The 22,511-nt window shown below is 70.9% G+C and carries 20 protein-coding genes; 11 read left to right on the forward strand and 9 right to left on the reverse strand.

Features of this window, described 5'->3' with window-relative positions; all coding sequences use genetic code 11:
* Positions 1–10 precede the first annotated feature (10 nt).
* Together ASD84_RS26090 and ASD84_RS25050 are read right to left on the reverse strand one after the other, a co-directional pair.
* Positions 11–2,986, reverse strand: a complete 2,976-nt coding sequence (locus ASD84_RS26090) for a helix-turn-helix transcriptional regulator (RefSeq protein WP_162251512.1) — start codon at positions 2,984–2,986, stop codon at positions 11–13.
* A gap of 83 nt (positions 2,987–3,069) precedes the next feature.
* Positions 3,070–3,222 (reverse strand): hypothetical protein, encoded by a 153-nt coding sequence (locus ASD84_RS25050; protein ID WP_156391709.1) that lies wholly within the window; start codon positions 3,220–3,222, stop codon positions 3,070–3,072.
* A 119-nt stretch (positions 3,223–3,341) separates the two neighbouring features.
* Here ASD84_RS25050 and ASD84_RS09205 point away from each other — a divergent pair, with 119 nt between their 5' ends.
* Both ASD84_RS09205 and ASD84_RS09210 read left to right on the forward strand, forming a co-directional pair.
* Positions 3,342–4,001, forward strand: coding sequence for a nitroreductase family protein (locus ASD84_RS09205; RefSeq protein WP_056709332.1), 660 nt, complete (start codon positions 3,342–3,344; stop codon positions 3,999–4,001).
* A complete protein-coding gene (locus ASD84_RS09210; RefSeq protein ID WP_056709334.1) occupies positions 4,001–5,962 on the forward strand; it encodes an ABC transporter ATP-binding protein in 1,962 nt (653 codons plus the stop codon). Before ASD84_RS09205 ends, ASD84_RS09210 begins: the two co-directional genes overlap by 1 nt.
* Before the next feature lie 79 nt (positions 5,963–6,041).
* Here ASD84_RS09210 and ASD84_RS09215 read toward each other — a convergent pair whose 3' ends face one another.
* Positions 6,042–7,226 (reverse strand): PucR family transcriptional regulator, encoded by a 1,185-nt coding sequence (locus ASD84_RS09215; RefSeq protein ID WP_156391711.1) that lies wholly within the window; start codon positions 7,224–7,226, stop codon positions 6,042–6,044.
* Between the two features lie 130 nt (positions 7,227–7,356).
* On the opposite strand from ASD84_RS09215, the gene ASD84_RS09220 reads away from it, so the two are divergent.
* Together ASD84_RS09220 and phaZ are read left to right on the forward strand one after the other, a co-directional pair.
* A complete protein-coding gene (locus ASD84_RS09220) occupies positions 7,357–9,048 on the forward strand; it encodes a PHA/PHB synthase family protein (protein ID WP_056709337.1) in 1,692 nt (563 codons plus the stop codon).
* 10 nt (positions 9,049–9,058) lie between these two features.
* Positions 9,059–9,871, forward strand: a complete 813-nt coding sequence (gene phaZ / locus ASD84_RS09225) for a poly(3-hydroxyalkanoate) depolymerase (RefSeq protein ID WP_056709340.1) — start codon at positions 9,059–9,061, stop codon at positions 9,869–9,871.
* Between the two features lie 13 nt (positions 9,872–9,884).
* Here phaZ and ASD84_RS09230 read toward each other — a convergent pair whose 3' ends face one another.
* On the reverse strand, positions 9,885–10,730 hold the full coding sequence (locus tag ASD84_RS09230; protein WP_056709342.1) for an esterase/lipase family protein: 846 nt from the start codon (positions 10,728–10,730) through the stop codon (positions 9,885–9,887).
* Positions 10,731–10,903: 173 nt separating this feature from the next.
* On the opposite strand from ASD84_RS09230, the gene ASD84_RS09235 reads away from it, so the two are divergent.
* Positions 10,904–11,434, forward strand: coding sequence for a DUF1992 domain-containing protein (locus tag ASD84_RS09235; RefSeq protein WP_056709345.1), 531 nt, complete (start codon positions 10,904–10,906; stop codon positions 11,432–11,434).
* A 10-nt stretch (positions 11,435–11,444) separates the two neighbouring features.
* Here ASD84_RS09235 and ASD84_RS09240 read toward each other — a convergent pair whose 3' ends face one another.
* Positions 11,445–11,891: a hypothetical protein gene (locus ASD84_RS09240; protein ID WP_156391713.1), complete on the reverse strand. Its 447-nt coding sequence runs from the start codon at positions 11,889–11,891 to the stop codon at positions 11,445–11,447.
* A gap of 37 nt (positions 11,892–11,928) precedes the next feature.
* Between ASD84_RS09240 and ASD84_RS09245 the strand changes: the two genes are divergently transcribed.
* Positions 11,929–13,014, forward strand: a complete 1,086-nt coding sequence (locus ASD84_RS09245; RefSeq protein ID WP_235531044.1) for an HpcH/HpaI aldolase/citrate lyase family protein — start codon at positions 11,929–11,931, stop codon at positions 13,012–13,014.
* Positions 13,011–13,877 (forward strand): HpcH/HpaI aldolase/citrate lyase family protein, encoded by an 867-nt coding sequence (locus ASD84_RS09250; RefSeq protein WP_056709354.1) that lies wholly within the window; start codon positions 13,011–13,013, stop codon positions 13,875–13,877. Before ASD84_RS09245 ends, ASD84_RS09250 begins: the two co-directional genes overlap by 4 nt.
* Positions 13,878–13,892: 15 nt before the next feature.
* Here ASD84_RS09250 and ASD84_RS09255 read toward each other — a convergent pair whose 3' ends face one another.
* Both ASD84_RS09255 and ASD84_RS09260 read right to left on the reverse strand, forming a co-directional pair.
* A complete protein-coding gene (locus tag ASD84_RS09255; RefSeq protein ID WP_056709355.1) occupies positions 13,893–14,774 on the reverse strand; it encodes an SGNH/GDSL hydrolase family protein in 882 nt (293 codons plus the stop codon).
* Positions 14,771–15,946: a PucR family transcriptional regulator gene (locus tag ASD84_RS09260; RefSeq protein ID WP_056709357.1), complete on the reverse strand. Its 1,176-nt coding sequence runs from the start codon at positions 15,944–15,946 to the stop codon at positions 14,771–14,773. Before ASD84_RS09260 ends, ASD84_RS09255 begins: the two co-directional genes overlap by 4 nt.
* Before the next feature lie 105 nt (positions 15,947–16,051).
* Between ASD84_RS09260 and ASD84_RS09265 the strand changes: the two genes are divergently transcribed.
* The 4 genes from ASD84_RS09265 (at position 16,052) to ASD84_RS25485 (ending at position 19,593) form a co-directional block, all read left to right on the forward strand.
* Entirely contained in the window at positions 16,052–17,206 is a 1,155-nt protein-coding gene (locus tag ASD84_RS09265) for a ferredoxin reductase (RefSeq protein ID WP_056709359.1), read from the forward strand.
* The gene (locus tag ASD84_RS09270) at positions 17,203–18,453 is read left to right on the forward strand and encodes a fatty acid desaturase family protein (RefSeq protein ID WP_056709361.1); all 1,251 of its coding nucleotides are present in this window, start codon (positions 17,203–17,205) and stop codon (positions 18,451–18,453) included. Before ASD84_RS09265 ends, ASD84_RS09270 begins: the two co-directional genes overlap by 4 nt.
* Positions 18,454–18,491: 38 nt before the next feature.
* A complete protein-coding gene (locus ASD84_RS09275) occupies positions 18,492–19,286 on the forward strand; it encodes a crotonase/enoyl-CoA hydratase family protein (protein ID WP_056709363.1) in 795 nt (264 codons plus the stop codon).
* A 154-nt stretch (positions 19,287–19,440) separates the two neighbouring features.
* Complete coding sequence (locus tag ASD84_RS25485) at positions 19,441–19,593, forward strand: hypothetical protein (RefSeq protein WP_200954481.1); 153 nt, start codon at positions 19,441–19,443, stop codon at positions 19,591–19,593.
* A 9-nt stretch (positions 19,594–19,602) separates the two neighbouring features.
* Here ASD84_RS25485 and ASD84_RS09280 read toward each other — a convergent pair whose 3' ends face one another.
* Positions 19,603–21,441, reverse strand: coding sequence for a hypothetical protein (locus ASD84_RS09280; protein ID WP_056709365.1), 1,839 nt, complete (start codon positions 21,439–21,441; stop codon positions 19,603–19,605).
* Positions 21,442–21,578: 137 nt separating this feature from the next.
* A complete protein-coding gene (locus ASD84_RS09285; RefSeq protein ID WP_056709368.1) occupies positions 21,579–22,502 on the reverse strand; it encodes an oxidoreductase in 924 nt (307 codons plus the stop codon).
* Positions 22,503–22,511: the final 9 nt, after the last annotated feature.

The following is a 22,511-nucleotide window of genomic DNA, read 5'->3' on the forward strand; positions in this document are numbered from 1 at the left end:
CGCCTGGCCATCACGTCTGGAGCAAGCCGTCGCGGCGCGCGATCGCCGCCGCCTCGGTGCGCCCGGCGGCACCGAGCTTGCCGAGGATGTTGGAGACGTGGACACTCACCGTCTTGGTGCTGATGAAGAGCTGCTTCCCGATCTCGCCGTTGGACCGGCCCTCTGCGACGAGGGCAAGGATCTCGACCTCGCGTGCGGTCAGTGCGGGAGCGCCGGGCACCGCCGCAGCGGCCGCGCGGGGACCGGCACCCTCGTTCAGGTCGCGCAACAGCACGCTGGCGCCGAGTCGCTCCGCGAGGGCGTGTGCCTCGTCGGCCTCCTCGCGGGCCTGCGCGGAGTCGCCGACGAGCCGCAGGATCTGGGCGAGCGCGGTCCGCACCCGGGCCTGCTCCGGCACGTGGCCGAACTTCGTGGCAGCGTCGAGGGCAGCGGCCCAGGCAGCCAGGAGCTCCTCGCGGGACCCGGGGTCGACGCCCGCCAGCCAGCGCACGCGGTGGTGCTCCGCGACCAGCCGCGTGGACCACATGCGGCCCTCGGGGCCCCAGGTTGCCCCGCTCTCGCGCAACGACGCGAGCACGTCCTCGCCGTCGGCGCGGAGCCGGTCCGCGTGGGCCGCCAGCGTCCGGCGCTCGGCAGCGCTGGCAGCCGGGATGGCGCGAGCGATCGCGCGCAGGGTCTGCGCGGCCAGACGGACACGGGCACCGAAGCGCTCGGTCCAGATGCGGGTGAGGACCTCGACCACGTCGTCGTAGACCGCGAGGGCGGCGGCTGCGTCGCCACGGCCGCCGTGGACCTCGATCTCGACTCCGGCGCTGAAGACCGCGACCCCACCCTCGTCCTCCCACAGGTCGCGCAGCGCGGTCACCCGGTCGAGCACGTCGACACCACGGGCCGCGAGCACCGACAGCCGGGCCGGTTCAACGACGCCGCGCGGGATCGCGGGGCCGGCCACCGCGTCGAGGGGGGCGACGAGGGCGAGCACCTCGTCCCAGTCGCCGAGGATGTAGCGGATCCAGGTGAGCTGCCACCGGGAGTCGATGCTGAACGGCGCCCAGACCAGGCCGGCCCGGACCCCCAGGTCGAGGGCGGAGGTGAACCAGCGCACCGCCTGCTCCCACTCACCGTGGTCCTGGTGGGACCGGCCCAGCAGCCAACGGCCGCGGATCTCGGCCTGGAAGGCGCCGGCTCCGGCCGCGTGCTCCACGGCCCGCTCGAGGGCGGCGCGCAGCGCGTCCTGGTCGTTGCCTGCGGCGGTCTTGACCCGCATGCCGGTGAGGGTGGTCCGGATGTCGGAAGCCAGCACCGGCATCGCCAGGCGCTCGGCGAGGGCCAGCGCCTCGGTGGCGTAGGCCTCGGCCTCGTCCACGGTGCCGTGGCGGTAGCCGATGATCCTGGCGTGCGTCGCGAGGATCCTGGCGCGCAGCATGCTGTCGCCCTCGGGGGCCAGCGAGACCGCTTCGGCGGAGAGCTCGCGGGGGTCGAGCTCGGTCTCGGTGATGGAGAGGACCTCGGCGTACTCGCTGAGCAGGCGGGCGCGGGCGGTGTGCGGGGCGGCCGGGGACAGCCGGTCGAGCTGCTGGGCGAGCAGCTGGCAGGCCCGCTGGGCGTCGCCGCCGGCGGTGAGCGCGCCCGCCGCCTTGACGACGAGCTTGGCGTGGTCGAGGCCCAGGCGGGCCACCCGGTCGGGGTCCTCGAGCAGCTCGAGCGCCTGCTGGAAGTGGTCAGCGGCCTCGTCGGGGCCACCGACGGCAAGCGCTTCGTCGCCCGCTTCGATGCTCGCAGTGACGGCCCGGTCGAGGTCGGTGGCCCGGCGCGCGTGCAGGGCCAGCTCGGCGGAGCTGCCGCGCGCTGCCTCGTCGACCAGAGCCCAGACGTAGCGCGCGTGGAGCCGGACCCGCTCACCGGGCAGCAGGTCGTCGTAGACCGCCTCGCCGAGCAGGGCATGGCGGAAGTTGTAGAAGACGCCGCCGGCTTCGAGGACGTTCATCTCGACGGCTTGGCGCATGCCGGCCTCGAACTCGTCGACCGGCAGCGCTGCGGCGGCGGCCAGCAGGTCGTGGCCGACCCGGCGACCGGCCACGCTCGCCACCCGCACGACCTGGCGGGCCGAGTCGGACAGACGGTCGAGGCGGACCAGCAGGAGGTCGGCGAGGTCGCCGGGCACGTCGCCGTCGGCACAGGAGCCCGAGGCAACCAGCTCCTCGACGAAGAAGGCGTTGCCCTCCGCACGCTCCACGATGCGGTCGATCGACCGGTCGTCGAGCAGCGTCGGCTCGAGCTCGCGGACCAGCGCCCGGACAGAGGCCTCGGGCAGCGGCCCCAGCGCGAGCCGGGCGACCTGCGGCAGTCGCGACCACTCGGCGACCTGGCGACGCAGCGGGTGCCGACGGTGCAGGTCGTCCGAGCGGTACGACGCCACGATCGCGACCGGCTGCGTGAAGGCACGGGTGAACAGGAAGCCGAGCATGTCGCGGGTGGACTGGTCGGCCCAGTGGAGGTCCTCGACCACCAGCAGCACCGGTGACTCGGTGGCGGCCGCCTCGAGGAGGGCGTGGACGGCCTCGAAGATGTCGCCCCGGTCGGTGGCGTGGGTGAAGTCGCTGTCGGCAGCGTCGTCGCCGACCGTGCGGGCCCGGCGGCCGGGCTGCAGGCGGGTGATCGCGGGGTGGCGCGCGGCCACGGCAGCGACCAGCTCGGGGTGCGCCGCACCGATCCGGCCCAGCACCTCGCTGAACGGGAGGTAGGGCAGGGCGCTGTCACCGAAGTCCAGACAGTGCCCGGCCAGCACCTGCCAGTCGCGCTCGAGCGCCTGGTCGCGCAGGGCTCGCAGGAGCCGGGTCTTGCCGACTCCGGCGTCACCGGACAGCAGCACGACCCGGCGGGACGTGCCCTCCCCGGCGGCGCGTACGGCGTCGTCGAGGACCGCGCTCGCCTCGGCGAGCTCGTCGTCACGCCCGACCATGGTCAGGCTGCTGTGTGCGGCCACGGGCACCATCATGGCGTCCCGCGCCGACAGGCGCGTAGTCAGTTTCCTGCTCGGTCCGGGCTCGGTGCGGGCTCGGCCCGGACTCAGCGGGTGTGGCGCTCGATGGCGGGGTCGGCCGCGGCGACGCGACGCAACCAGGAGGACCGGCTGCGGCCCGACCGGCTGGCGGCCACGCCCCTGACGACGCGCTCACGGCGGTATTCGTTCTCTGCGTTGAGGAAGTAGTTGTTGCTCATGTCGTAGAGATTCGTCCCCTGAGGTAGGCCCGCACATCGGGCAAGTGCCTTAGTTCCTCGAACCGCTGGTCCGGGACGCTCCGCAGCTACCTCAGACGAGGCGGCAATAGGCTGAGGCGGTGGAGTTCTCCGAGGTCGTACGACGGCGCCGGATGACGCGCGCCTACACCTCCGAACCGGTGGATCCCGCCGTGCTCGCGCGGGCGCTGGAAGCCGCCACCCGCGCCCCGAGCGCCGGCTTCTCCCAGGGCTGGGCATTCATCGTGCTGGACACCCCGGAGACGGTCCGCGGCTTCTGGACCGCCCAGGCTCCCGACGCCGTCGCCGGCACACCCGATCGCTGGCTCGCGGGCATGATGACCGCCCCGGTCGTGGTCGTGCCGTGCAGTCGGCGCAACGCCTACCTGGCGCGCTACTCCGAGGCCGACAAGACCAGGGCCGGCCTCGGCGGCGACGAGTCCCGCTGGGCGATGCCCTACTGGCACCTCGACACCGCAATGGCCTCGCTGCTGATCCTCCAGTCGGTGACCGACGACGGGCTCGGCAGCTGCTTCTTCGGGCTGGTCCCGGACCGGGTCGACGCCGTGCGCACCCAGCTCGGCCTGGTCGACACCCCCGGGCAGGAGGCGCCGCATCCGATCGGCGCGATCACGATCGGCCACCCGGCCCCGCGCGCCACGGGTGCAGCGGGATCGGCGAGCCGGCGGCGTCGTACCCCCTGGGACGAGGTGGCGCACCGCGGCCGGTGGGGCAACGGCTGGGACGCCGGGAACGACTGATGCGACCGAGCCCCAACGTCACCCACCTGACGCCGGACGACCTGCGCGGCAACCAGCAGGTGCTCCCCCGCGTGGCCCGGATGTTGCGGCCCTACCGCGGCAAGATCGTGCTGGTCCTGGTCGCCGTGGTGGTCGCGGCGGCGCTGCAGTCCGTGGTGCCGTTCCTGACCCGCGCGGTGTTCGACGACGCCCTGTTCCCGCTCGACGGTGGCGATCCCCGGCTCCATCTGCTGGCCTGGCTGGTCGCCGGCATGTGCGTCATCCCGGTCGTCACGGCCCTGATCGGGATCGGGCAGAACTGGCTGACCTCCACCATCGGGAACTCGGCGATGGCCGACCTGCGCGGCGACCTGTTCGAGCACCTGCAGCGGATGGAGCTGGCGTTCTTCACCGCGACCAAGACCGGCGCGATCCAGTCGCGGCTGGCCAACGACGTCGCCGGCGTGCGGACCGTGCTGACCGACACCGCGACCACGATCGTGCAGAACTCCGTGACCGTCGCCGCGGCCTTCGCCGCGATGGTCGTGCTCTCGTGGCAGCTCACGATCCTGACGTTGATCCTGATGCCCCTGTTCGTGTTCCTCCAGCTGCGGGTCGGGCGGCGCCGGCAGCGACTGGCCCGGCGTACCCAGGAGTCGCTCTCGGAGATGACGGCGATCACCGAGGAAGCCCTGTCGGTGAGCGGCATCCTGCTCGCGAAGGTGTTCAACCGCTCCGAGTCCGAGGTCGACCGCTACCGCGAGGCCAACCACCGCCAGACCCGGCTGCAGGTCGAGCAGGCGATGACCGGCCGCTCGTTCTTCGCGGTGGTGCAGACGTTCTTCGCCATCACACCGGCCCTGATCTACCTCGCGGCGGGATGGATCATCACCGGGTCGCTGCCGGTCGGCGAGGACGCCCTGACGGCCGGCACCCTGGTCGCGTTCACCACGCTGCAGGGCCGGCTCCAGATGCCGCTGCTGCAGCTGATGCGCGTGTCGCTGGACGTGCAGACGTCGCTGGCGCTGTTCCGCCGGATCTTCGAGTACCTCGACCTCGAGCCCGCCATCACCGAGCGCCCCGGCGCAGTCTCCCTCGACCCGGACCGGCTCCGCGGACGGGTCGAGTTCCGCGACGTGCGCTTCCGCTATCCCGAGCCCCGCGCCCTGTCCGGCACCGTCAACCGCGACCGGTTCGCCGACAGCGGCGTACGCATCGGTGGGGGTGACGAGGGGGTCCGGGAGGGACCGACCTGGGCGCTCGACCACGTCTCGCTGGTGGTCGAGCCGGGCGAATTGGCCGCCATCGTGGGCCCCTCCGGAAGCGGCAAGACGACGGCGACGTACCTCGTCCCGAGGTTCTACGACGTCACCGAGGGCGCCGTCCTCATCGACGGGTACGACGTCCGCGACCTCACCCTCTCCTCGCTCGCCGACGCGGTGGGGATGGTGACCCAGGAGCCGTACCTCTTCCACGGCACCATCCGCGACAACATCGCCTACGCCCGGCCGTCGGCGACCGCCGAGGAGATCGAGCAGGCAGCGCGGGACGCCAACATCCACGACCGGATCCTCAGCTTCACCGAGGGCTACGAGACCATCACCGGCGAGCGCGGCTACCGGCTCTCCGGCGGCGAGAAGCAACGCCTGGCGATCGCCCGCGTGCTGCTGAAGGACCCGGCGATCCTGATCCTCGACGAGGCCACGTCCGCCCTCGACAACGAGACCGAGCGGCTCGTGCAGGAAGCCCTCGAACGCGCGACCCGCTCGCGCACCACCATCGCCATCGCGCACCGTCTCTCGACGATCCGCTCGGCCGACGTCATCTTCGGCCTCGAGGACGGCCGCCTGGTCGAACGGGGCAGCCACGAGGACCTGATCACCGCCGGTGGTCTCTACAAGCGGTTGTACGACGAACAGTTCTCCCGCGCACCCCTCCCCACCGGTGCGGGCGACCCCCGCCGGGCCGACATCCCGCTGTAGCCTCCGGGTTCACCTACCGAATTCGTCGTCAGCAGGCGACTGAAGCAGCAAATCTGGTTGGTGCGTCGAGTGGAGAAGGTCAGCCCAGCCCGAGGATCCGGACCGCCTCCAGCGCGACGTACAGCTCGGCGGCGTCGACCGGCCGGGCGAGGTCGCGCCCGGTCACCTCCTCGAGCCGCCGCACCCGGTAGCGCACAGTGTTGCGGTGCACGTGCAGGGCCTTGGCGGCTGTCGACGTGGAGCCGCCGGCCTCGAGCCAGGCCCGCGCGGTGTCGAGGACGACCGCGCGGTCGTCGGGCGGCAGGTCGAGCACCGGACCCAGCACGGCGTCCACGAGCGCCCGGGCCTGGTCCGGCCCTCCTGCCAGGAGTACGGCGAGAGGTCGGTCGCCGAACCGGAGGACCTCCTGTGATCCGGGCGACCCGGCAGCACAGGCCGTGCGCGCCTGGCGGCGGCCGTCCTGGACGTCCTCGAGGCGCGGCAGCACGCCGCTGACGCCCACACGACCCTGGGCCAGCTCGTCGAGGACGCCGACGAGGTGCTCGACACCGAAGCCGACCCGCAGGGCGACGATGCCCTCCTGGTGGTCGTGCTCGAGACGCCAGGCGGAGGTCACGTTGGCGCGGCGCAGCACTCGCTCGACGTCGGGCAGCCCCTCGGCACCGGCGGTCGGCGACTCCGCGCACACGACCACGAAGTCGCCATCGGCACGAAGGGCGAGGATGCCGGCCGCCTCCCAGACCTGCTCGGCACCGGACGTCTCTCCGTCGAGAAGGGTGCCGACGAGCACCGCCCGCATCTGGCCGTCGCGCCGGGCGCGGTCGGACAGGGCACTGCGGTAGGCGTCGGTGACGGACGCGGCGAGGTCGTCGGTCACTGCCCAGATGTCGGCGGCCGCGAGCAGCAGCACGTCGCGCGCCTCCGGCTCGGCGCGCTCGACGAGGGTCTCCCAGATGAACCGGCCGCCGATCCGGAACGCCTGGAGCACGGCGGCGTAGGGCGCGCCCTGGTCCGCTCGCGTCGTACCCGTCAAGCGAGGCCTGTCGAGGTCGATGCTCTCGTCGCCGGCGAGCTTGCCGAGGATGAAGCGCACGTTGTCGGTGCACGAGTCGACGACCTCGTCGAAGGCGACGACCGCGCTCGACTCGTAGAACGGGATCTCCTCGCGGAGCCGTTCGGCGATGCGGAGGCCCAGTTGGTCCGCCTCGGGGAGAAGGCGGCGGCTGAGCGCGCTCACCTCGGGATCGACATCTGCTCCATGCACGAGCGAAAGGTAACGCGCGCTTGTGCTGCAGCACAGTGCACCCACCCGAAGTCGGTGCGCCGGGCCGAAGCGCTGGAGGCACGAATCGGGAGACGCTGGTGCGGTCAGCCCGAGGACCCAGGAGACTCGCATGAGCACGATCCCCACCGCCACCTTGGCCGAGACGGCCGCCCCGCTCGACGCCCTCCTCGTCAACGCTGCGCTCGGCACGGTCCGCCGCTTCGTGCCCGATGCGTCGACGGCGCGGTGGGCGATCTCGCTCGCCCGCAAGCCGCGGACGACGGTACGACGCCTCGGTGATCTCGCCGGCGAGGCCGCGAAGATCGTCGCCGGCACCTCCGAAGTCACGCCCCGCCGCGGCGACCGGCGGTTCACGGACGTCGCCTGGACCGACAACCCGCTCCTGCGCCGCCTCGTCCAGATCTACCTCGCGGGCGGGAAGACCGTCGAGCAGCTGATCGAGGACGCCGACCTCACCCAGCGGGACCGCGAGCGGGTCCGGTTCCTGCTGGAGAACATCGTCGAGGCGGTGGCACCGAGCAACGTGCCGTTGGTCAACCCGGCGTCGGCCAAGGCGGTCATCGACACCGCCGGCCTCAGCCTGGTCCGGGGTGGAACGCAGCTGGTCAAGGACCTCGCGTCCTCACCCCGCGTGCCCGAGATGGTCGACACGTCGGGCTTCGTGCTCGGCGAGAACGTCGCGGCCACGCCCGGTTCGGTCGTGTTCCGCAACGACGTGCTCGAGCTGATCCAGTACCAGCCGCAGTGCGACGAGGTCTACGAGGTCCCGGTGATGATCGTCCCGCCGACGATCAACAAGTTCTACGCGATCGACCTCGCGCCGGGCCGGAGCCTGGTGGAGTTCAGCACGCAGGGCAACCGGCAGATCTTCGTCATCTCGTGGCGCAACCCGGATGCCCGGCACGCCGCATGGAACTTCGACACCTACGCCCGGGCGATCCTCGACGCGCTCGACGCGGTCGAGGAGATCACGGGCAGCACGAAGACCGTGCTGGCCGGCATCTGCTCGGGCGGCATCCTCGCCAGCATCGTGGCCGCCTACCTCGCAGGGATCGGGCGCCAGGACCGGCTGGCCGCCATCGTGCTGGCGGTGACCGTGATCGACAATGCCGCGGCAGGTGCCGTCTCCGCCCTGACCGATCCGCGGATGGCGGCGCTGGCCAAGGCCCGCTCAGCGAAGAAGGGCTACCTCGACGGCCGCGCCCTCGCCGAGATCTTCGCGTGGCTGCGCCCCAACGACCTGATCTGGAACTACTGGGTCAACAACTACCTGCTCGGCAAGAAGCCGCCCGCGTTCGACATCCTCTTCTGGAATGCCGACACCACACGGATGACGGCCGGGCTGCACGCCGACTTCGTGGACATGGCGATGGAGAACCAGCTCACCCGCCCGGGTGCGCTGACCGTGCTCGGCGTACCGATCGACCTGGGCTCGGTCACCGTCGACAACTACGTCGTCGCCGGCATCGCCGACCACATCACGCCGTGGGAGAACTGCTACCGCACCACCCAGCTCTTCGGGGGCAGGAGCCGCTTCGTGCTGTCGACCAGCGGCCACATCGCCGCGTTGGTCAACCCGCCCGGCAACCCGAAGTCGACCTACTACACGAACGACGACCACGGCGCGGACGCGAAGGCATGGCTCAGCGGCGCACAGACGCAGCAGGGCACCTGGTGGAATGACGTACCGGTGTGGCTCAACGAACGATGTGGCGACCTCAAGGCGGCACCCAAGGAGCTCGGCTCCACCCGCCTCCAGCCCCTGGTCGACGCCCCGGGCACCTACGTCTACGACAAGTGAGGCCTCCTCTGTGAACCAGCTCCGCCAGGGCCTCCGTCATGTCACCGTGCTCGGACACTCGATCCGGGTGTCGGTCCGGCCGGGCAGCGAGCCCGGACCGCCGTTGCTGCTCTGCAACGGCATCGGCGCGAGCCTCGACCTGCTGCAGCCCTTCGTCGATGCGCTCGACCCGCGGATCGAGGTGATCCGGTTCGACGTGCCGGGCGTCGGCGGCTCGCCCGACCCGCGCGCGCCGTACAACTTCGCCCTGCTGGCGCACGGCATCGGCAAGCTGATGACCCAGCTCGGTCATCAGGAGTACGACGTCCTCGGCATCTCGTGGGGCGGCGGGCTCGCCCAGCAGGTCGCCTTCCAGCACCCGCGCCGGTGTCGGCGGCTGGTGCTGGTGAGCACCGCGACCGGCGCCCTGATGGTGCCCGCGCACCCACGGGTGCTGCGCAAGATGGTCACCCCGAAGCGCTACCGCGACGCCGAGTACGCCGTGCAGGTCGCTGCCGAGCTCTACGGCGGACAGATGCGGGACCGGCCCGACGACGTACGACGGTTCATGCACGACCAGTCGCGCGTCGGCTCGCGCCGCGGCTACCTGCTGCAGCTGCTCGCCGGCGCCGGCTGGTCGAGCCTCCCGGCCCTCCCGCTGATCCGGCAGCCCACGCTGGTCCTCGCGGGTGACGACGACCCGATCATCCCGATGGTCAACGCCCGGATCCTGCAGCGCCTGCTCCCCCACGCGCGCCTCCACGTCTACTCCGACGGGCACCTCGGCCTGGTCACCAGTGCCGACGAGCTGGCACCGCTGATCGCCGACTTCCTGCGCGCGTGAGGGTCTGACCGGATCAGCTCAGGGGCAGGACCAGCTGGCACCTCACCGACGTCGCATGCGCCGGGTCGAGCGCGTTCAGCACGAGCTGACCGACGTTCGGCGACCTCGGCAGCCGACCGTGCTCGGAGAAGTCCAGGGGGCACACGTCCTGCAGGACGACGTTCGTCATGCCGGGCTCGAACCCGCTCGTGTACGGGAGCACCGCTTCGTCGTACCGCGTCATGATGTTGGTGTAGGTGATGCCGGGGACCTTCACGCCCGTTCCGCCACGCATCTTCTCCATGAAGGCTGAGCCGGGGGCCATTTGGCCGCACGCCGGGCAGTTTAGGAGCGCCCCGTCGGGGAGGCCGAGCAACGAGGTCAGCAGCTGCACCGGCATGAGGGCGAGGGTGCCGTGCCACAACGGCGCCAGCGAGACGTAGTTCTGGACGGACGTGCCGCCGCCGAGGAAACGGGCGTAGTAGTCGGGCATCATCGTGCCCTGCGAGTGGCCCACCAGGTCGACCTTCTTTGCCCCGGTCTCGCGGCGGACCTGGGCCACGAAGGTGGCGAGCTCGGCAGCGCTGTCCTCGATCGACCCCAGCGCATTGAGCGGTACGCCGGGCACGACCTCCACCGTTCCGTACGTCAGCGCGAACACGCAGTAGCCCTGGTCGGCGAGCAACGGGATGATCGTCTGCCAGTCCTCGGGTGCGCCGGCCGTGCCGTGCACGAGCACGACAGGCCGCGGATGGGCCGCGCTGGGACGACAGTCCCAGTCGTTCAGGACCGGTGCATCCGGTGTGTCGGCCCCGGCGGGCCCCGCGCCGAGCGACCAGCAGGTCAACAGGGCGAGGATGACGGCAAGTGTTCGACGCATTGCAAGTTGTCCTTCGGAGGAGCGCGGCGACAGGGAATGTGACGGCGATCACTGTGCACACACATCCGTCGATTTGAAAAGCGAACTACGCTCGGTTTTGAGACGGACACGGCGACACGGCCGCCAGCGTGGAGCCCCATGGCACCCTTGACGGCAGGAAATGGGGTGGCGCGATGACCGAGGACCAGCACGACGTCCCGGCCGACCACGCCGAGGTGCGGGCGGCCGAGAAGGCTGCTGCACGCGCCCGCATCGAGCACCAGCAGACGTGGGTCGACCTCCAGGTCAGGCAGGCCATGGAGCGGGGCGACTTCGACAACCTGCCCGGCGCCGGCAAGCCGATCGAGGGCCTCGGCGAGACCTACGACCCCGAGTGGTGGATCAAGCGGCTGGTCGAGCGGGAGCACATCACCGTCCTGCCGCCGGCCCTCCAGCTGCGCAAGGACGACGCCGGGCTCGACGACCACCTCGACACCCTCGGCTCCGAGAAGGAGGCCCGCACGTTCGTCGAGGAGTTCAACGCCCGCGTCCTCCGCGCCCGCTACACCCCGGTCGACGGCCCGCCGCTGATCACGATGCCGCGCGACGTCGACGCGACGCTGGCGGCCTGGCACGAACGCCGAGCCGCCCGCCGTCGTACGACGCCCGCGGCTGTTGCACCCGAGCACGCACCTCGCGCCCGCTGGTGGCGCCGCCCCCGCTGAGCGGATCGACTCAGCGGGCCTCGCGATCCCGCTCGCACCCCTCTGCACCGTGCTTCGCCCACTGTTGGTCGGTGCACGCCTCCGGAAGGGCCAGCGACGCGATGCCGATACCCATCGGCAGCAGCGGCGCGAGGACCACGGCGACGACGAACCAACGCACGTGCCGACGCCACCACTGCCACAGGGCGACGACGAGGAGCACCACCCCGAGTCCCAGGACCACGGCGACGTACCCGCTGGAGAGCAGGTCGTCGCCGCACAGCAGCTGGCCCTTGGGTGACACCGGCGCGGCCATGGTGCCCTCGTCGTCGTATCCGGGGCAGGCCTCGGCGTCAATGAAGATGGCGGTGCAGACCGCGATCACGACACCGAGCGCGGCCACACCGACGAACAGGCCGACCACGACGTGAGTCCACCAGGGGCGGCGCGTGGCCACGTCTCGCGAGACATCCGTCATACCCGCAAGGTACGACCCGCCGGTAAGTTGTCGGCCCGTGAGCCACAAGAGCGCCAAGGACTTTTTCCGCCCGCTGGCCGTGGGCGCGCCCATGCCGCCCCGCGAGATCCCCGCCCGGCCGAGCCGCGCGATCCACTTCTTCGACCCCAGCAACGAGAAGATGGCCGCGAAGATCCCGGGGATGGTCGGCACCGTCGACGTGCTCCTCGGCAACCTCGAGGACGCCGTCAAGGCGGACAACAAGGTCGCGGCACGCGAAGGCCTGATCCGGATCGGCCAGTCGACCGACTTCGGTCCGACGCAGTTCTGGACGCGGATCAACTCCCTCGACAGCCCGTGGGTGCTCGACGACCTGACCGCCCTCGTGCCGGCCATCGGCGACAAGCTCGACGTGATCATGGTTCCGAAGGTGCAGGGCGCCGAGGACATCCACTACATCGACCGCCTGCTCGCCCAGCTCGAGGCCAAGGCCGGCATCACCAAGCCGATCCTCGTGCACGCGATCCTCGAGACCGCCCGCGGCGTGGCGAACATCGAGGAGATCTGCGGCGCCAGCCCGCGCATGCAGGGGCTCTCGCTCGGCCCCGCGGACCTCGCGGCCGACCGCAAGATGAAGACCACCCGCGTCGGCGGCGGCCACCCCGGCTATCTCGTCCGCGAGGACCCGCCGAAGGGCGCCGACGGCACCAGCCAGATCGACGCCCCGCGCGCGATCTTCCAGCAGGACCTGTGGCACTACACGATCGCCAAGATGGTCGACGCGTGCGCGACGCACGGCATCTACCCGTACTACGGCCCGTTCGGTGACATCGCCGACGTGGTGGCCTGCGAGGACCAGTTCCGCAACGCGTTCCTGCTCGGCTGCGTCGGCACCTGGAGCCTGCACCCCAAGCAGATCGCCATCGCCAACCGCGTCTTCGCGCCCAGCGTCGAGGACATCGCCCACGCCCGCCGGGTCGCAGCCGCGATGGGCGACGGCACCGGTGCGGTGATGATCGACGGGAAGATGGAGGACGACGCCTCCCTCAAGCAGTGCCTGGTGCTCGTCGCCCTTGCCGAACAACTGGCCGAGATCGATCCCGAGCTCAAGGCCGCCTACGACGCCATCGAGGTCCAGTCATGAGTGAGTTCAAGCCGCTGCGCTCGGTCCTGTACATGCCCAGCGCCAACGAGCGGGCGCTGGAGAAGGCCAAGTCCCTCGCGGCCGACGCGATCATCTTCGACCTCGAGGACTCCGTCGCCCCCGACGCGAAGGTCGGCGCCCGCGCCGCCGCTGCTGCCGCCGTGCAGTCCGGCGAGTACGGCCGCCGCCACCTGATCATCCGCGTCAACAGCATCGGCACGGAGTGGCACGACGACGACATCAAGGCCGCGGCCGCGGCCGGCCCCGACGTCGTGCTCGTGCCGAAGGTGAACTCCGCCGAAGAGGTCCGTCAGCTCACCGATGCCCTCGCTGCGGCCGGTGCCCCGGAGAAGACCACCCTGTGGGCGATGGTCGAGACCCCGATCGGCATGCTCAACGCCCTGTCGATCGCCACCGCGTCCGAGCGCCTCACCGGCTTCGTGATGGGCACCAACGACCTCGTCAAGGAGCTGTACGCCGAGCACGTGCCCGGCCGCCAGCCCGTGATCACCGGCCTGGGGCTCGCCCTGCTGGCCGCCCGCGCCGCCGGCATCGTGATCATCGACGGCGTCTACAACGACGTGAAGAACATCGACGGCTTCCTCGCCGAGTGCGAGCAGGGCCGGCAGATGGGCTTCGACGGCAAGACCCTCATCCACCCCGGTCAGGTCGAGGGCGCCAACACCACCTTCGCCCCGAACGAGCAGGCCGTCGAGGACGCCCGCGGGCTGATCCAGGCCTGGGAGGACGGCAAGGGCGCCGGCGTAGTGACCTACAACGGCAAGATGGTGGAGAACCTCCACGTCGAGTCGGCCGAGCGCACCCTCTCGATCCACGAGGCCATCAGCGCACTGCAGGGCTGAGCAGGGCCCGAAGACTCAGTCGCCGACCCGCGCCTGCAACAGGTCGGCCACGGCCTGCTGTTCCGCGGCGTACGGGTGGTACGACAGCGCCCGGCCGACGGGGGTGATCCCGGCGACCCACGGTTCGTCGGCGCAGATGTCGCGACCGTCGGTGGCGGCCCAGACGTCGACGTACTCCACCCTGGCCTGCTCGGCGCCCGCCTCCTGGGCCGCGACGATGCGCTGCATCAGGTCGCGGGCGAAGGGGTAGTCACCCGTGGCGAGCGGCAGCTCGTCGCAGGTGCCTGTCGCGGGGAAGACCTGCGGGTAGCCGATCACCACGACCCGGGCCTCGGGCGCCCGCTCCCGGACGGCCTTCGCCGCGTCGGCGACCTTGTCGGCCAGGCCCGCGATGGCGGAGGCGAGCTCGGCATCGGCGGATCCGGCGAGCGTCGCGCACGGCGACCCCTCCGGATCCCTGGACGCGAGCCCGACGCAGGTGGTGACCAGGTTGCCGAACACCTTGCCGTCGTTGCCGCCGATGCTGAGCGTGACCAGGTCGGTGTCCGTCGTGAGGGCGTCCAGCTGTGGCGCGACCGGCTTCCCGTTGGGCGGGGTCTGCGATTCCGTGAGGCTCTCCGTGGTCGCACCGCCGCAGCTCACGTCGACCAGGTCGAGGTCCAACGCCGCGGCCAGCAGGTGCGGGTAGTTGCCCGTCGTCTGCTCACACCCCGGCTTGCCGGAGGTCTCCCCGATGCGCGGACCCGACGTGTAGGAGTCGCCGATGGCGACGTACCGGTCGCCGGCCTCGATCGTGGGCGGCGCGGTGTCGGCAGGCTCGTCATCGCCACAGCCGGCCAGCCCGAGCACCGGGGCCAGGCACGCCGCGACCGCCCACCGGGACCGCATCCACTTCATCCGGGCTCCACCTCCACGCCGAGCGCAATCGTCAGGGCCAGGACGGTATCGGGGTCCTCCAACCGGTCGCCGAACAGGTCGCGCAGCTGGTTCATGCGGTAGCGGATCGTCTGCGGGTGCAGGAACAGCGCCTCGGCGATGTCGTCGCGCCGCCCCTGGTGCAGCAGCCACGCTCGCAACGTCTCGCGCAGCTTGGCCGCGGCTGTCGGCCGCAACCCCTCCAGCGGCGCCAGCACCTGGGCGCGCAGGTCGGCCAGCGCACCGAGGTCGGCGGTGAGCACCAGCCGCGGCAGGTGGGTCTCCGTGTCCCCGGTCAGACCGAGCGCACGCGCCCGCAGCACCCGGTCGTACGACGCCCGCACGTCGAGCCAGTCGCGGGCCGGCCCGACGAGGCAGTCCCGGTCGCGCACCATCCGCAGCAGCGTCGTACGACGCCGTCCGTGCGCGTCCGGCACCATCAGCAACGCCGAGCCGTCGAGGTCCGGCAGGTCGGTGACCTGGAGGGTGCCGCGCCGGAACAGCTCCTGCAGCGACCCTGCCTGGGACTCCGGCGCGATGACGGCGGTGAGGGTCGAGGGCGGCGCCCACTCGGCACGCTCGGCGGCTGCCAGCACGGTCGCCTCCGCGGCGCCGGCCAGGAGGTTGCGACCCAACCGCTCCATCATCCGCTGCCGGATCCGGCCCTCGGTGGCGGACTCGTCGCGGTGGCCGGCCACGCTCGCAGCCGAGAGCTCGTCGATGTAGGCGAAGACGAGCTCGGCGAAGGAAGCCATCGTGGCCGGGTCGATGCCCTCCGTGACGGCGCGAGCGGACAGGTGCTGCCAGGAGACGCGGGCGCCGATCCGATAGGCCGACAGCAGCGCGTCGGCGGTCCGCCCGCTGCGGACCTCGCCCCGACCCAGCTGGTAGGCGCCGTCCACGGCCGAGGAGCGCGGCGCGGGTGCGTCCCGACCGCTGATCATCGACAGGAAGCCGCCGAGGGCGACCTGCACGGCGCCACGGATGGTCTCGCCCATCGGGCCGCCGAAGGCATCCTCGTAGGCCGGCACTTCGCGGATGATCTGGTCGACGACGTCGTCGGCGACCATGGCCAGGTCGGCACGCAGGGCGGTGACCGTGGTCGCTGGAAGTAGGGCGGCGCCGTCGGGGCGCCGTACCGAACGTCGAGGCATCGCGGGCGGCCTTTCCTCGATTTTGTTCCTGGCGAACAAAACCGAGCAGTAGATTCACCATCTGGTGTCATGAGTTTAGCGCCTTTGACTGCGACGCTTGATGACATGAGCACAACGACCGCGGCCCCCACAGCGGCCGCCCGCGCCGGCAGGCTCACTACCCGGCTGCGCAGCGTCCTCGACGCTGCGGTCACGCCGCTGACCGTCGATGACGTCCTGGACCACTTCGCCCCGCTCCGCCCGGGTGCGGCGGTCGGCCTGCAGGGCCGCATCGTGTCGGTCCAGGCAGAGACCGCCGACGCCGCGACCATCCTCATCAAGCCCGGCAAGGACTGGGCCGGCCACATCCCCGGCCAGTACGTCCGGATGGGTGTCACCGTCAACGGTGTCCGCCTGTGGCGCACCTACTCCCTGACCCACGGCCCGCGCCGCGACGGCCGGATCTCGATCACCGTCAAGGCCATCCCCGGCGGTGTCGTCTCCCAACACCTCGTGCACCACGCCAAGGCCGGTCAGATGGTCCACCTGGCCCAGGCCGAGGGCGACTTCGTCCTCGACACCTCCGGCGCCGGCCCGACCAAGCTGCTCCTGCTCACCGCGGGTTCGGGCATCACCCCGGTCATCGGGATGCTCCGCAACCTGTTCAACCGGTCGACCGCCCACAGCGTCGCCGCGGACTACGACATCGTCCTGGTCCACTCGGCGATGAGCCGCGACGAGGTGATCTTCGGCGCCGAACTCCGTGAGCACGCCGACGCCGGCCGGATCCGTCTCATCGAGCGCCACACCGACACCGACGGCCTGCTCACCACCGCCGACCTCGAGGCCGAGGTCGGTGACCTGGCCGAGCGTGCCGCGTACGCCTGTGGCCCGGCCGGCCTGCTCGACACCCTCGAAGCGTTCTACGCCGAGCGCCGCCTGACGCTGAACACCGAACGGTTCCGCGCGGCCATCGTCGACACCGACGCCGAGGGCGGCACGGTCGCCTTCTCCAGCGGCCAGGTCGTCGATGCCGACGGCTCCACCCCCCTGCTCGACGCCGCCGAATCGGCCGGCGTCCTGATGCCCAGCGGATGCCGCATCGGCATCTGCATGGGCTGCGTACTCCCCATGAAGTCCGGCGCCGTGCGCGACCTGCGCACCGGCGAGCTCACCGTCGCCGTCCCGGGCGAGACCAACGCCGGTGGCGTCCCGATCCAGACCTGCATCAACGCCGCCGCCGGCGACTGCCACATCGATCTCGAAGGAGCATCCGCATGACCACCATCACGCAGAAGCCCACCAACCCGACCGCCCACCTCAGCGAGGAGCAGATCGAGGCCCTCGGTGCGGAGCTCGACGCCATCCGCCAGGAAGTCATCGACACCCGCGGCGAACGCGACGCGGCGTACATCCGCAAGATCGTCGACGTGCAGCGTAAGCTCGAGCTCGGCTCCCGCGCCGTACTCCTGGCGAGCATCTTCCCGCCCGCCTTCGTCGCCGGCACCGTCGGCCTGAGCATCGCCAAGATCCTCGAGAACATGGAGATCGGCCACAACGTCATGCACGGCCAGTGGGACTGGATGCGTGACCCGAAGATCCACTCGACGACGTGGGAATGGGACAACGCCACCCCGTCGGACGCGTGGAAGCACTCGCACAACCAGGTCCACCACGCCCACACGAACATCGTCGGCAAGGACAACGACCTCGGCTACGGCATCATGCGCGTCGACGAGGAACAGCGCTGGCACCCCTTCTTCCTCGCCCAGCCCGCGTGGAACTTCATCAACGCCTGCTTCTTCGAGTACGGCATCGCGGCCTACGACCTCGAGCTCGGCCGCAACCTGAAGATCCCCAAGGACAAGCGCAGCGAAGAGTTCAAGAAGAACCTCCAGGGCACCCTGACCAAGATCCGCAAACAGGCCACCAAGGACTACCTCGTCAACCCCGCCCTCGCGATCCCGACCGGCTCGTTCCTGCCCGCCCTGGCGGCGAACTTCACCGCCAACCTGGTCCGCAACGTCTGGTCGCACTCGGTCATCATGTGCGGCCACTTCCCCGAGGGCGTCGAGACCTTCGAGCTCAAGACGATCCCCAAGAACGAGACCCGCGGCCAGTGGTACCTGCGCCAGATGCTCGGATCGGCCAACTTCTCCGGCTCCAAGCTGCTGCACATCATGAGCGGCAACCTGTCGCACCAGATCGAGCACCACCTCTTCCCCGACCTGCCCTCCAACCGGTACGCCGAGGTCGCCCCGAAGGTGAAGGCCGTGTTCGACAAGTACGAGCTGACCTACCTCACCCGCCCGTTCATCCCCCAGGTCGCCAGCGCCTGGCACAAGGTCCTGCGCCTGTCGTTCCCCAACGGCTGGCTCGAGACCACCACCCCCAAGAACCTCCCCACCCAACTCGTCGCGCTCTACAAGATCTCCACCGCCGACAAGCGCAAGCGCCGCGTCATGCTCAAGCTCCTCGAGCGCAAGGCCAAGCAGGAGCAGGGCGACGTGGCTGCGAAGGCTGCCTGATTCCAGCGAACGTAGTTACCGGGCAGTAGTATTGCTCCATGAGCTACGTGACCTGCACGATCACCGACGGCATCGCGCACGTCCGGCTGGACCGGCCGGACAAGCTGAACTCGCTGACGCTGGACATCCTCGATGACCTCGTCGCGACCGCCACGATGCTGCGCAAGGACAAGTCCCTGCGCGCGGTGATCGTCAGCGGCGAGGGCGACGCGTTCTGCGCGGGCCTGGACTTCGCGTCGGTGCTCCGCAACCCCGTGGGGGTCGCCAAGGCCTTCGTGCCGCGGCCGTTCCGGGGCACGAACACCTTCCAGGAAGCGCCCTGGGCGTTCCGCCGGATCCCCGTGCCCGTGATCGCCGCGGTGCACGGTCACTGCCTCGGCGGCGGTCTGCAGATCGCGCTCGCCGCGGACTTCCGGATCGCCACCCCCGACTCCCGGTGGTCGGTGCTCGAGGGCAAGTGGGGCCTGATCCCCGACATGTCCGGCATCCAGGCGCTCAAGGAGCTGGTCGGCATCGACCAGGCCAAGCTGCTGACGATGACGGCCGAGGTGTTCGACGGCTCCCGTGCCCTCGAGCTCGGACTGGTCACGAAGCTCGACAACGACCCGGTCGCCGGCGCCTTCCGGCTCGCCGAGCAGCTCAGCCAGAAGTCCCCCGACGCCCTGGCCGCTGCCAAGCGCCTGTTCAACGACACCTGGAACTCCTCGCCGCGCAGGACGTTCGCCCGCGAACGCATCGAGCAGGCGTTCCTGCTGGCCGCCCGCAACACCAAGGCTGCACGCGAGGCCGCCTTCAAGAAGGCCGACGCGACCTACGGCCCGCGGGTGCGCTGAGCCTGAGTCTCTGCAACAACGGCAGGGATTCGATCAACCTGGTTGATCGAATCCCTGCCGTTCCAGATTTTTCGCTCCAAACCTGTCGTATCTGGACGTGGCCGTCCGTAGTCCTAGTGAAGGAACCTCACGACTCGGCCAAGGAGACAGGACCATGTGGGACACGACACCGAACACCCAGCAGCACCTCAGCCACGACCTGCCCTGCCCTGCGTGCGGGCACGCCGTGCACACCTACCTCGCCTGCAGCGACACCTGCTCGTGCCGGCCGACGATCATGCCCGGCTCCGTCGCGCTCGCGGCTTGAGGACCCAGCTCACCGCTTCGGGCTGGGCCAGTGCCGGTGGAGCGACGGCTGCAGGAGTACGGCGACCAAGGCTGACCACACGGCGAGGGAATGCAGGAACCAGTGGGCGGGCAGGGCAAGTGCGGCGAAGCCGACCCGCCAACCCCGGCGGCGGGCCAGGACCAACCATGCCGCACTGACCGCCACCAGCAGCACCAGCACCGCCGCGGCGAGCCCAAGCCATGCGACCGGTTCAACCGGTGGCCGCTCGACGCGCCGGGACCGAACGGTCGCGAGGAGCGAACCCACGAGCACGAACGGATAGGCCAGGAACATCGCTGCAGTGCCGAGTCCGATCGCGAGAGCACGGACCCGGGCACGCTCGGCGCGGCGGGGGCCGTGCAGTCGCGCCAGGCTCCGGACCTGCACCACCGTGTCCAGCAGGATCAGGGCGGTCGATTCGGCCCGATTGCTGGTCCACAGCAGCGGTCCCGGGGCGGCTGCTCGTGTCGAGGTCGAGTCCAGCTCCTCGATGCGGGGACGAACCGCGCCGTCGACCCTCTCCATCGTCGGTCGCCGGACCAGGCTGGCGAACCCTCCGAACCGGCGCAGCAACCGCATGTTGCAGTGGACCGAGGTGATGTTGGGTTCGCGGCCCGAGGACGACGCCGCCCCGGAACCGTGGTCCAGGCGCAGCGCCTCGTCGGCGGCGGTCAGCCGCCCGAACGTGGTCCGTGCCGAGCTGATCCGGCGGGCGACGCGCAGCGCGAGCAGCGGCGGGACGGCGTCGCGCCGGTCCACCCGCTCCTCGAGATCCCGCTCGAAGGCGGCCACCGCACGTCGTACCTGGTCGCGCGCAGGCGTCTCGTCCTGCTCCCAGGCGACCAGGTACCGGCCGCGCGCCAGGGCCAGGCCGTGGTCGTAGGCCCGCACGGGGTCACGGAAGTCCGCATCAGGAACGCGCACCACCCGCGTCCACGCGCGCCGCGTCGTACGACGGAGCGCACCCAGGGTCTCGAGGTCGCTGTCGGCGACCAGCAGGATCGCGTCGGTGCGGGCCCACGGGTAGTCGACGACGCTGAAGTTCTCCAGCAGCGCCTGCAGGGCCCGGTCACCGCCGGTGAGTCGCACGATCACGGTGTAGACCGGCAGCCCCTGGTCGGCGGGCACCGGCTCGTTCACGAGGTCGAAGGGCAGGGACGCCATCACGCGCAGCTCCGCCCGCGGGTGGGCCCGGAGATCGTTCACCAGCACCGGGTAGCCGGCTTTCGAGGAGACCAGGGCGCCCACCACGAAGACCACGACCGCGACGAGCAGGGTCCACCCCACCAGCGCGATCGGCAGTACGAACCCGGCGGCGACGGCGAGCATGGCGATCGCCAGGGCGAGGAGATGGTGCCGGAGCCGGACGATCGGCGCAGGCGAAGCGCGGTCCGCCCCGGCTCGCTGGCGGCGTACCCCCATGGCAACGGCGTCGAGGTCGTGCTGCGTGCAGGCCACGAACTCGACGTCTCGACCGGGAAAGTGTTCCTGCACCTCGACGACCAGCTCCTCGGCTGGTGGGACCGACGTGGCGACGACGACGGTGTCATCGAACAGGTCGCACGCGATCCAGCCGAGCTCGACGGTCTCCTCGACGTCGAGCTCCGCCAGCAGCTCGGGCTGGGGTGGGTGGTGCAGGAGGTCGCGCTGCTCGCTGCGCCACAGGTCGACCAGGGCGGCATAGAAGTCGCCACGGGAGAGGAAACCGGCACTGATCAGGTGGTTCCCGAGGAAACCGCCTTCGCGGCGCTGCCGATCCCGAGCCGTCGCAAGTTGCGAAGGTTCGACCAAACCGTCGGCAATGAGCCGACCGCCGATGTCCGCCACGGTTCCTCGATCCCCACCACACACGGGGACCTGTCCCGGGCCCTCGTGCTTCGAGGGTAGGGCGCGCCGGAGCGCTCATCAGCACGTGAGGAAAACCTTTACTTCGCAGGTCAGGAGGGGTGCGCGGGGGAAAACCGCTACGGGTACTGCAGGTCGACGGTTGCTTCGCTGATCTCCCACAGCTTGCGCGCCGCTTCCTCGTCCCGGGCCAGCTTGCTGCGTCCGACGATGCGGGGCGTTCCGATCATCTGGTTGAGGCCGCTCGGCCCGACGAAGGTGTTGCCGGGCAGGTCGTCGGTGGCCGCCATCAGGGACGGCCAGGCACCGGCCGCCGCAGACTGGGAGACCGCCTTGACCGTGGCGTCCAGGATCGACGCGATTCCCCCGGCGGGCCGGCCGTACTGACCGTTGGCCGCGAGGTGGGTGCCCGCGAAGCCGGGGTGTGCGGCGAGCGCCCGCACCGGCAGGTCTGCCGCCCGAAGGCGCCGGTCGAGCTCCGCGGTGAAGTGGAGGTTGGCCAGCTTGGACTGTCCGTACACGCGCCACTTGCTGTAGCGGCCCGTCTTCTCGCGCGGGTCGCCGAGCGGTGCCCTGCCCGCGAAGTGGTGGAACATCGACGCCACCGTCACCACCCGCCCGTCCTCGCTCTGCACGAGCTGCGGCAACAGCAGGCCGGTCAGCAGGAACGGACCGAAGTGGTTGGTCGCCAGCTGGAGCTCGAGCCCGTCGGCCGTCCGGGAGTACGACGTCCCCATCACCCCGGCGTTGTTGACCAGGACGTCGATCGGGCCGACCTGCGCGGCCGCGGCTGCGGCCGTACGGACCGACGCGAGGCTGGCCAGGTCCAGATGCAGGGCTTCGAGCCTCGCGTCCGGGACCTCGGACCTGATCGCCGCCACCGTCTCCTCGACCCGGGCCGGGTTCCGGCCGGCGAGCACCACCCGGGCGCCGCGCCGGGACAGCTCGAGAGCCGTGTGATGGCCCAGGCCACCGAGGGTCGGACCCGTCACCACGATCGTCCGGCCGGTCTGGTCGGGCAGGTCGGCGATGTTCCAACTCATCGTTCTCCT

Origin of the sequence: Nocardioides sp. Root682, from assembly GCF_001427795.1 — a bacterium.
GTDB lineage: Bacteria > Actinomycetota > Actinomycetes > Propionibacteriales > Nocardioidaceae > Nocardioides.

Excerpts from the sequence above, each read along its gene's own strand:
- ASD84_RS25050 (WP_156391709.1), bottom strand. The coding sequence starts at position 3,222 with ATGAGCAACAACTACTTCCTCAACGCAGAGAACGAATACCGCCGTGAG.
- ASD84_RS09210 (WP_056709334.1), top strand. The coding sequence starts at position 4,001 with ATGCGACCGAGCCCCAACGTCACCCACCTGACGCCGGACGACCTGCGC.
- ASD84_RS09220 (WP_056709337.1), top strand. The coding sequence starts at position 7,357 with ATGAGCACGATCCCCACCGCCACCTTGGCCGAGACGGCCGCCCCGCTC.
- ASD84_RS09230 (WP_056709342.1), bottom strand. The coding sequence starts at position 10,730 with ATGCGTCGAACACTTGCCGTCATCCTCGCCCTGTTGACCTGCTGGTCG.
- ASD84_RS09235 (WP_056709345.1), top strand. The coding sequence starts at position 10,904 with ATGACCGAGGACCAGCACGACGTCCCGGCCGACCACGCCGAGGTGCGG.
- ASD84_RS09240 (WP_156391713.1), bottom strand. The coding sequence starts at position 11,891 with ATGACGGATGTCTCGCGAGACGTGGCCACGCGCCGCCCCTGGTGGACT.
- ASD84_RS09250 (WP_056709354.1), top strand. The coding sequence starts at position 13,011 with ATGAGTGAGTTCAAGCCGCTGCGCTCGGTCCTGTACATGCCCAGCGCC.
- ASD84_RS09255 (WP_056709355.1), bottom strand. The coding sequence starts at position 14,774 with ATGAAGTGGATGCGGTCCCGGTGGGCGGTCGCGGCGTGCCTGGCCCCG.
- ASD84_RS09260 (WP_056709357.1), bottom strand. The coding sequence starts at position 15,946 with ATGCCTCGACGTTCGGTACGGCGCCCCGACGGCGCCGCCCTACTTCCA.
- ASD84_RS09265 (WP_056709359.1), top strand. The coding sequence starts at position 16,052 with ATGAGCACAACGACCGCGGCCCCCACAGCGGCCGCCCGCGCCGGCAGG.
- ASD84_RS09270 (WP_056709361.1), top strand. The coding sequence starts at position 17,203 with ATGACCACCATCACGCAGAAGCCCACCAACCCGACCGCCCACCTCAGC.
- ASD84_RS09275 (WP_056709363.1), top strand. The coding sequence starts at position 18,492 with ATGAGCTACGTGACCTGCACGATCACCGACGGCATCGCGCACGTCCGG.
- ASD84_RS25485 (WP_200954481.1), top strand. The coding sequence starts at position 19,441 with ATGTGGGACACGACACCGAACACCCAGCAGCACCTCAGCCACGACCTG.
- ASD84_RS09285 (WP_056709368.1), bottom strand. The coding sequence starts at position 22,502 with ATGAGTTGGAACATCGCCGACCTGCCCGACCAGACCGGCCGGACGATC.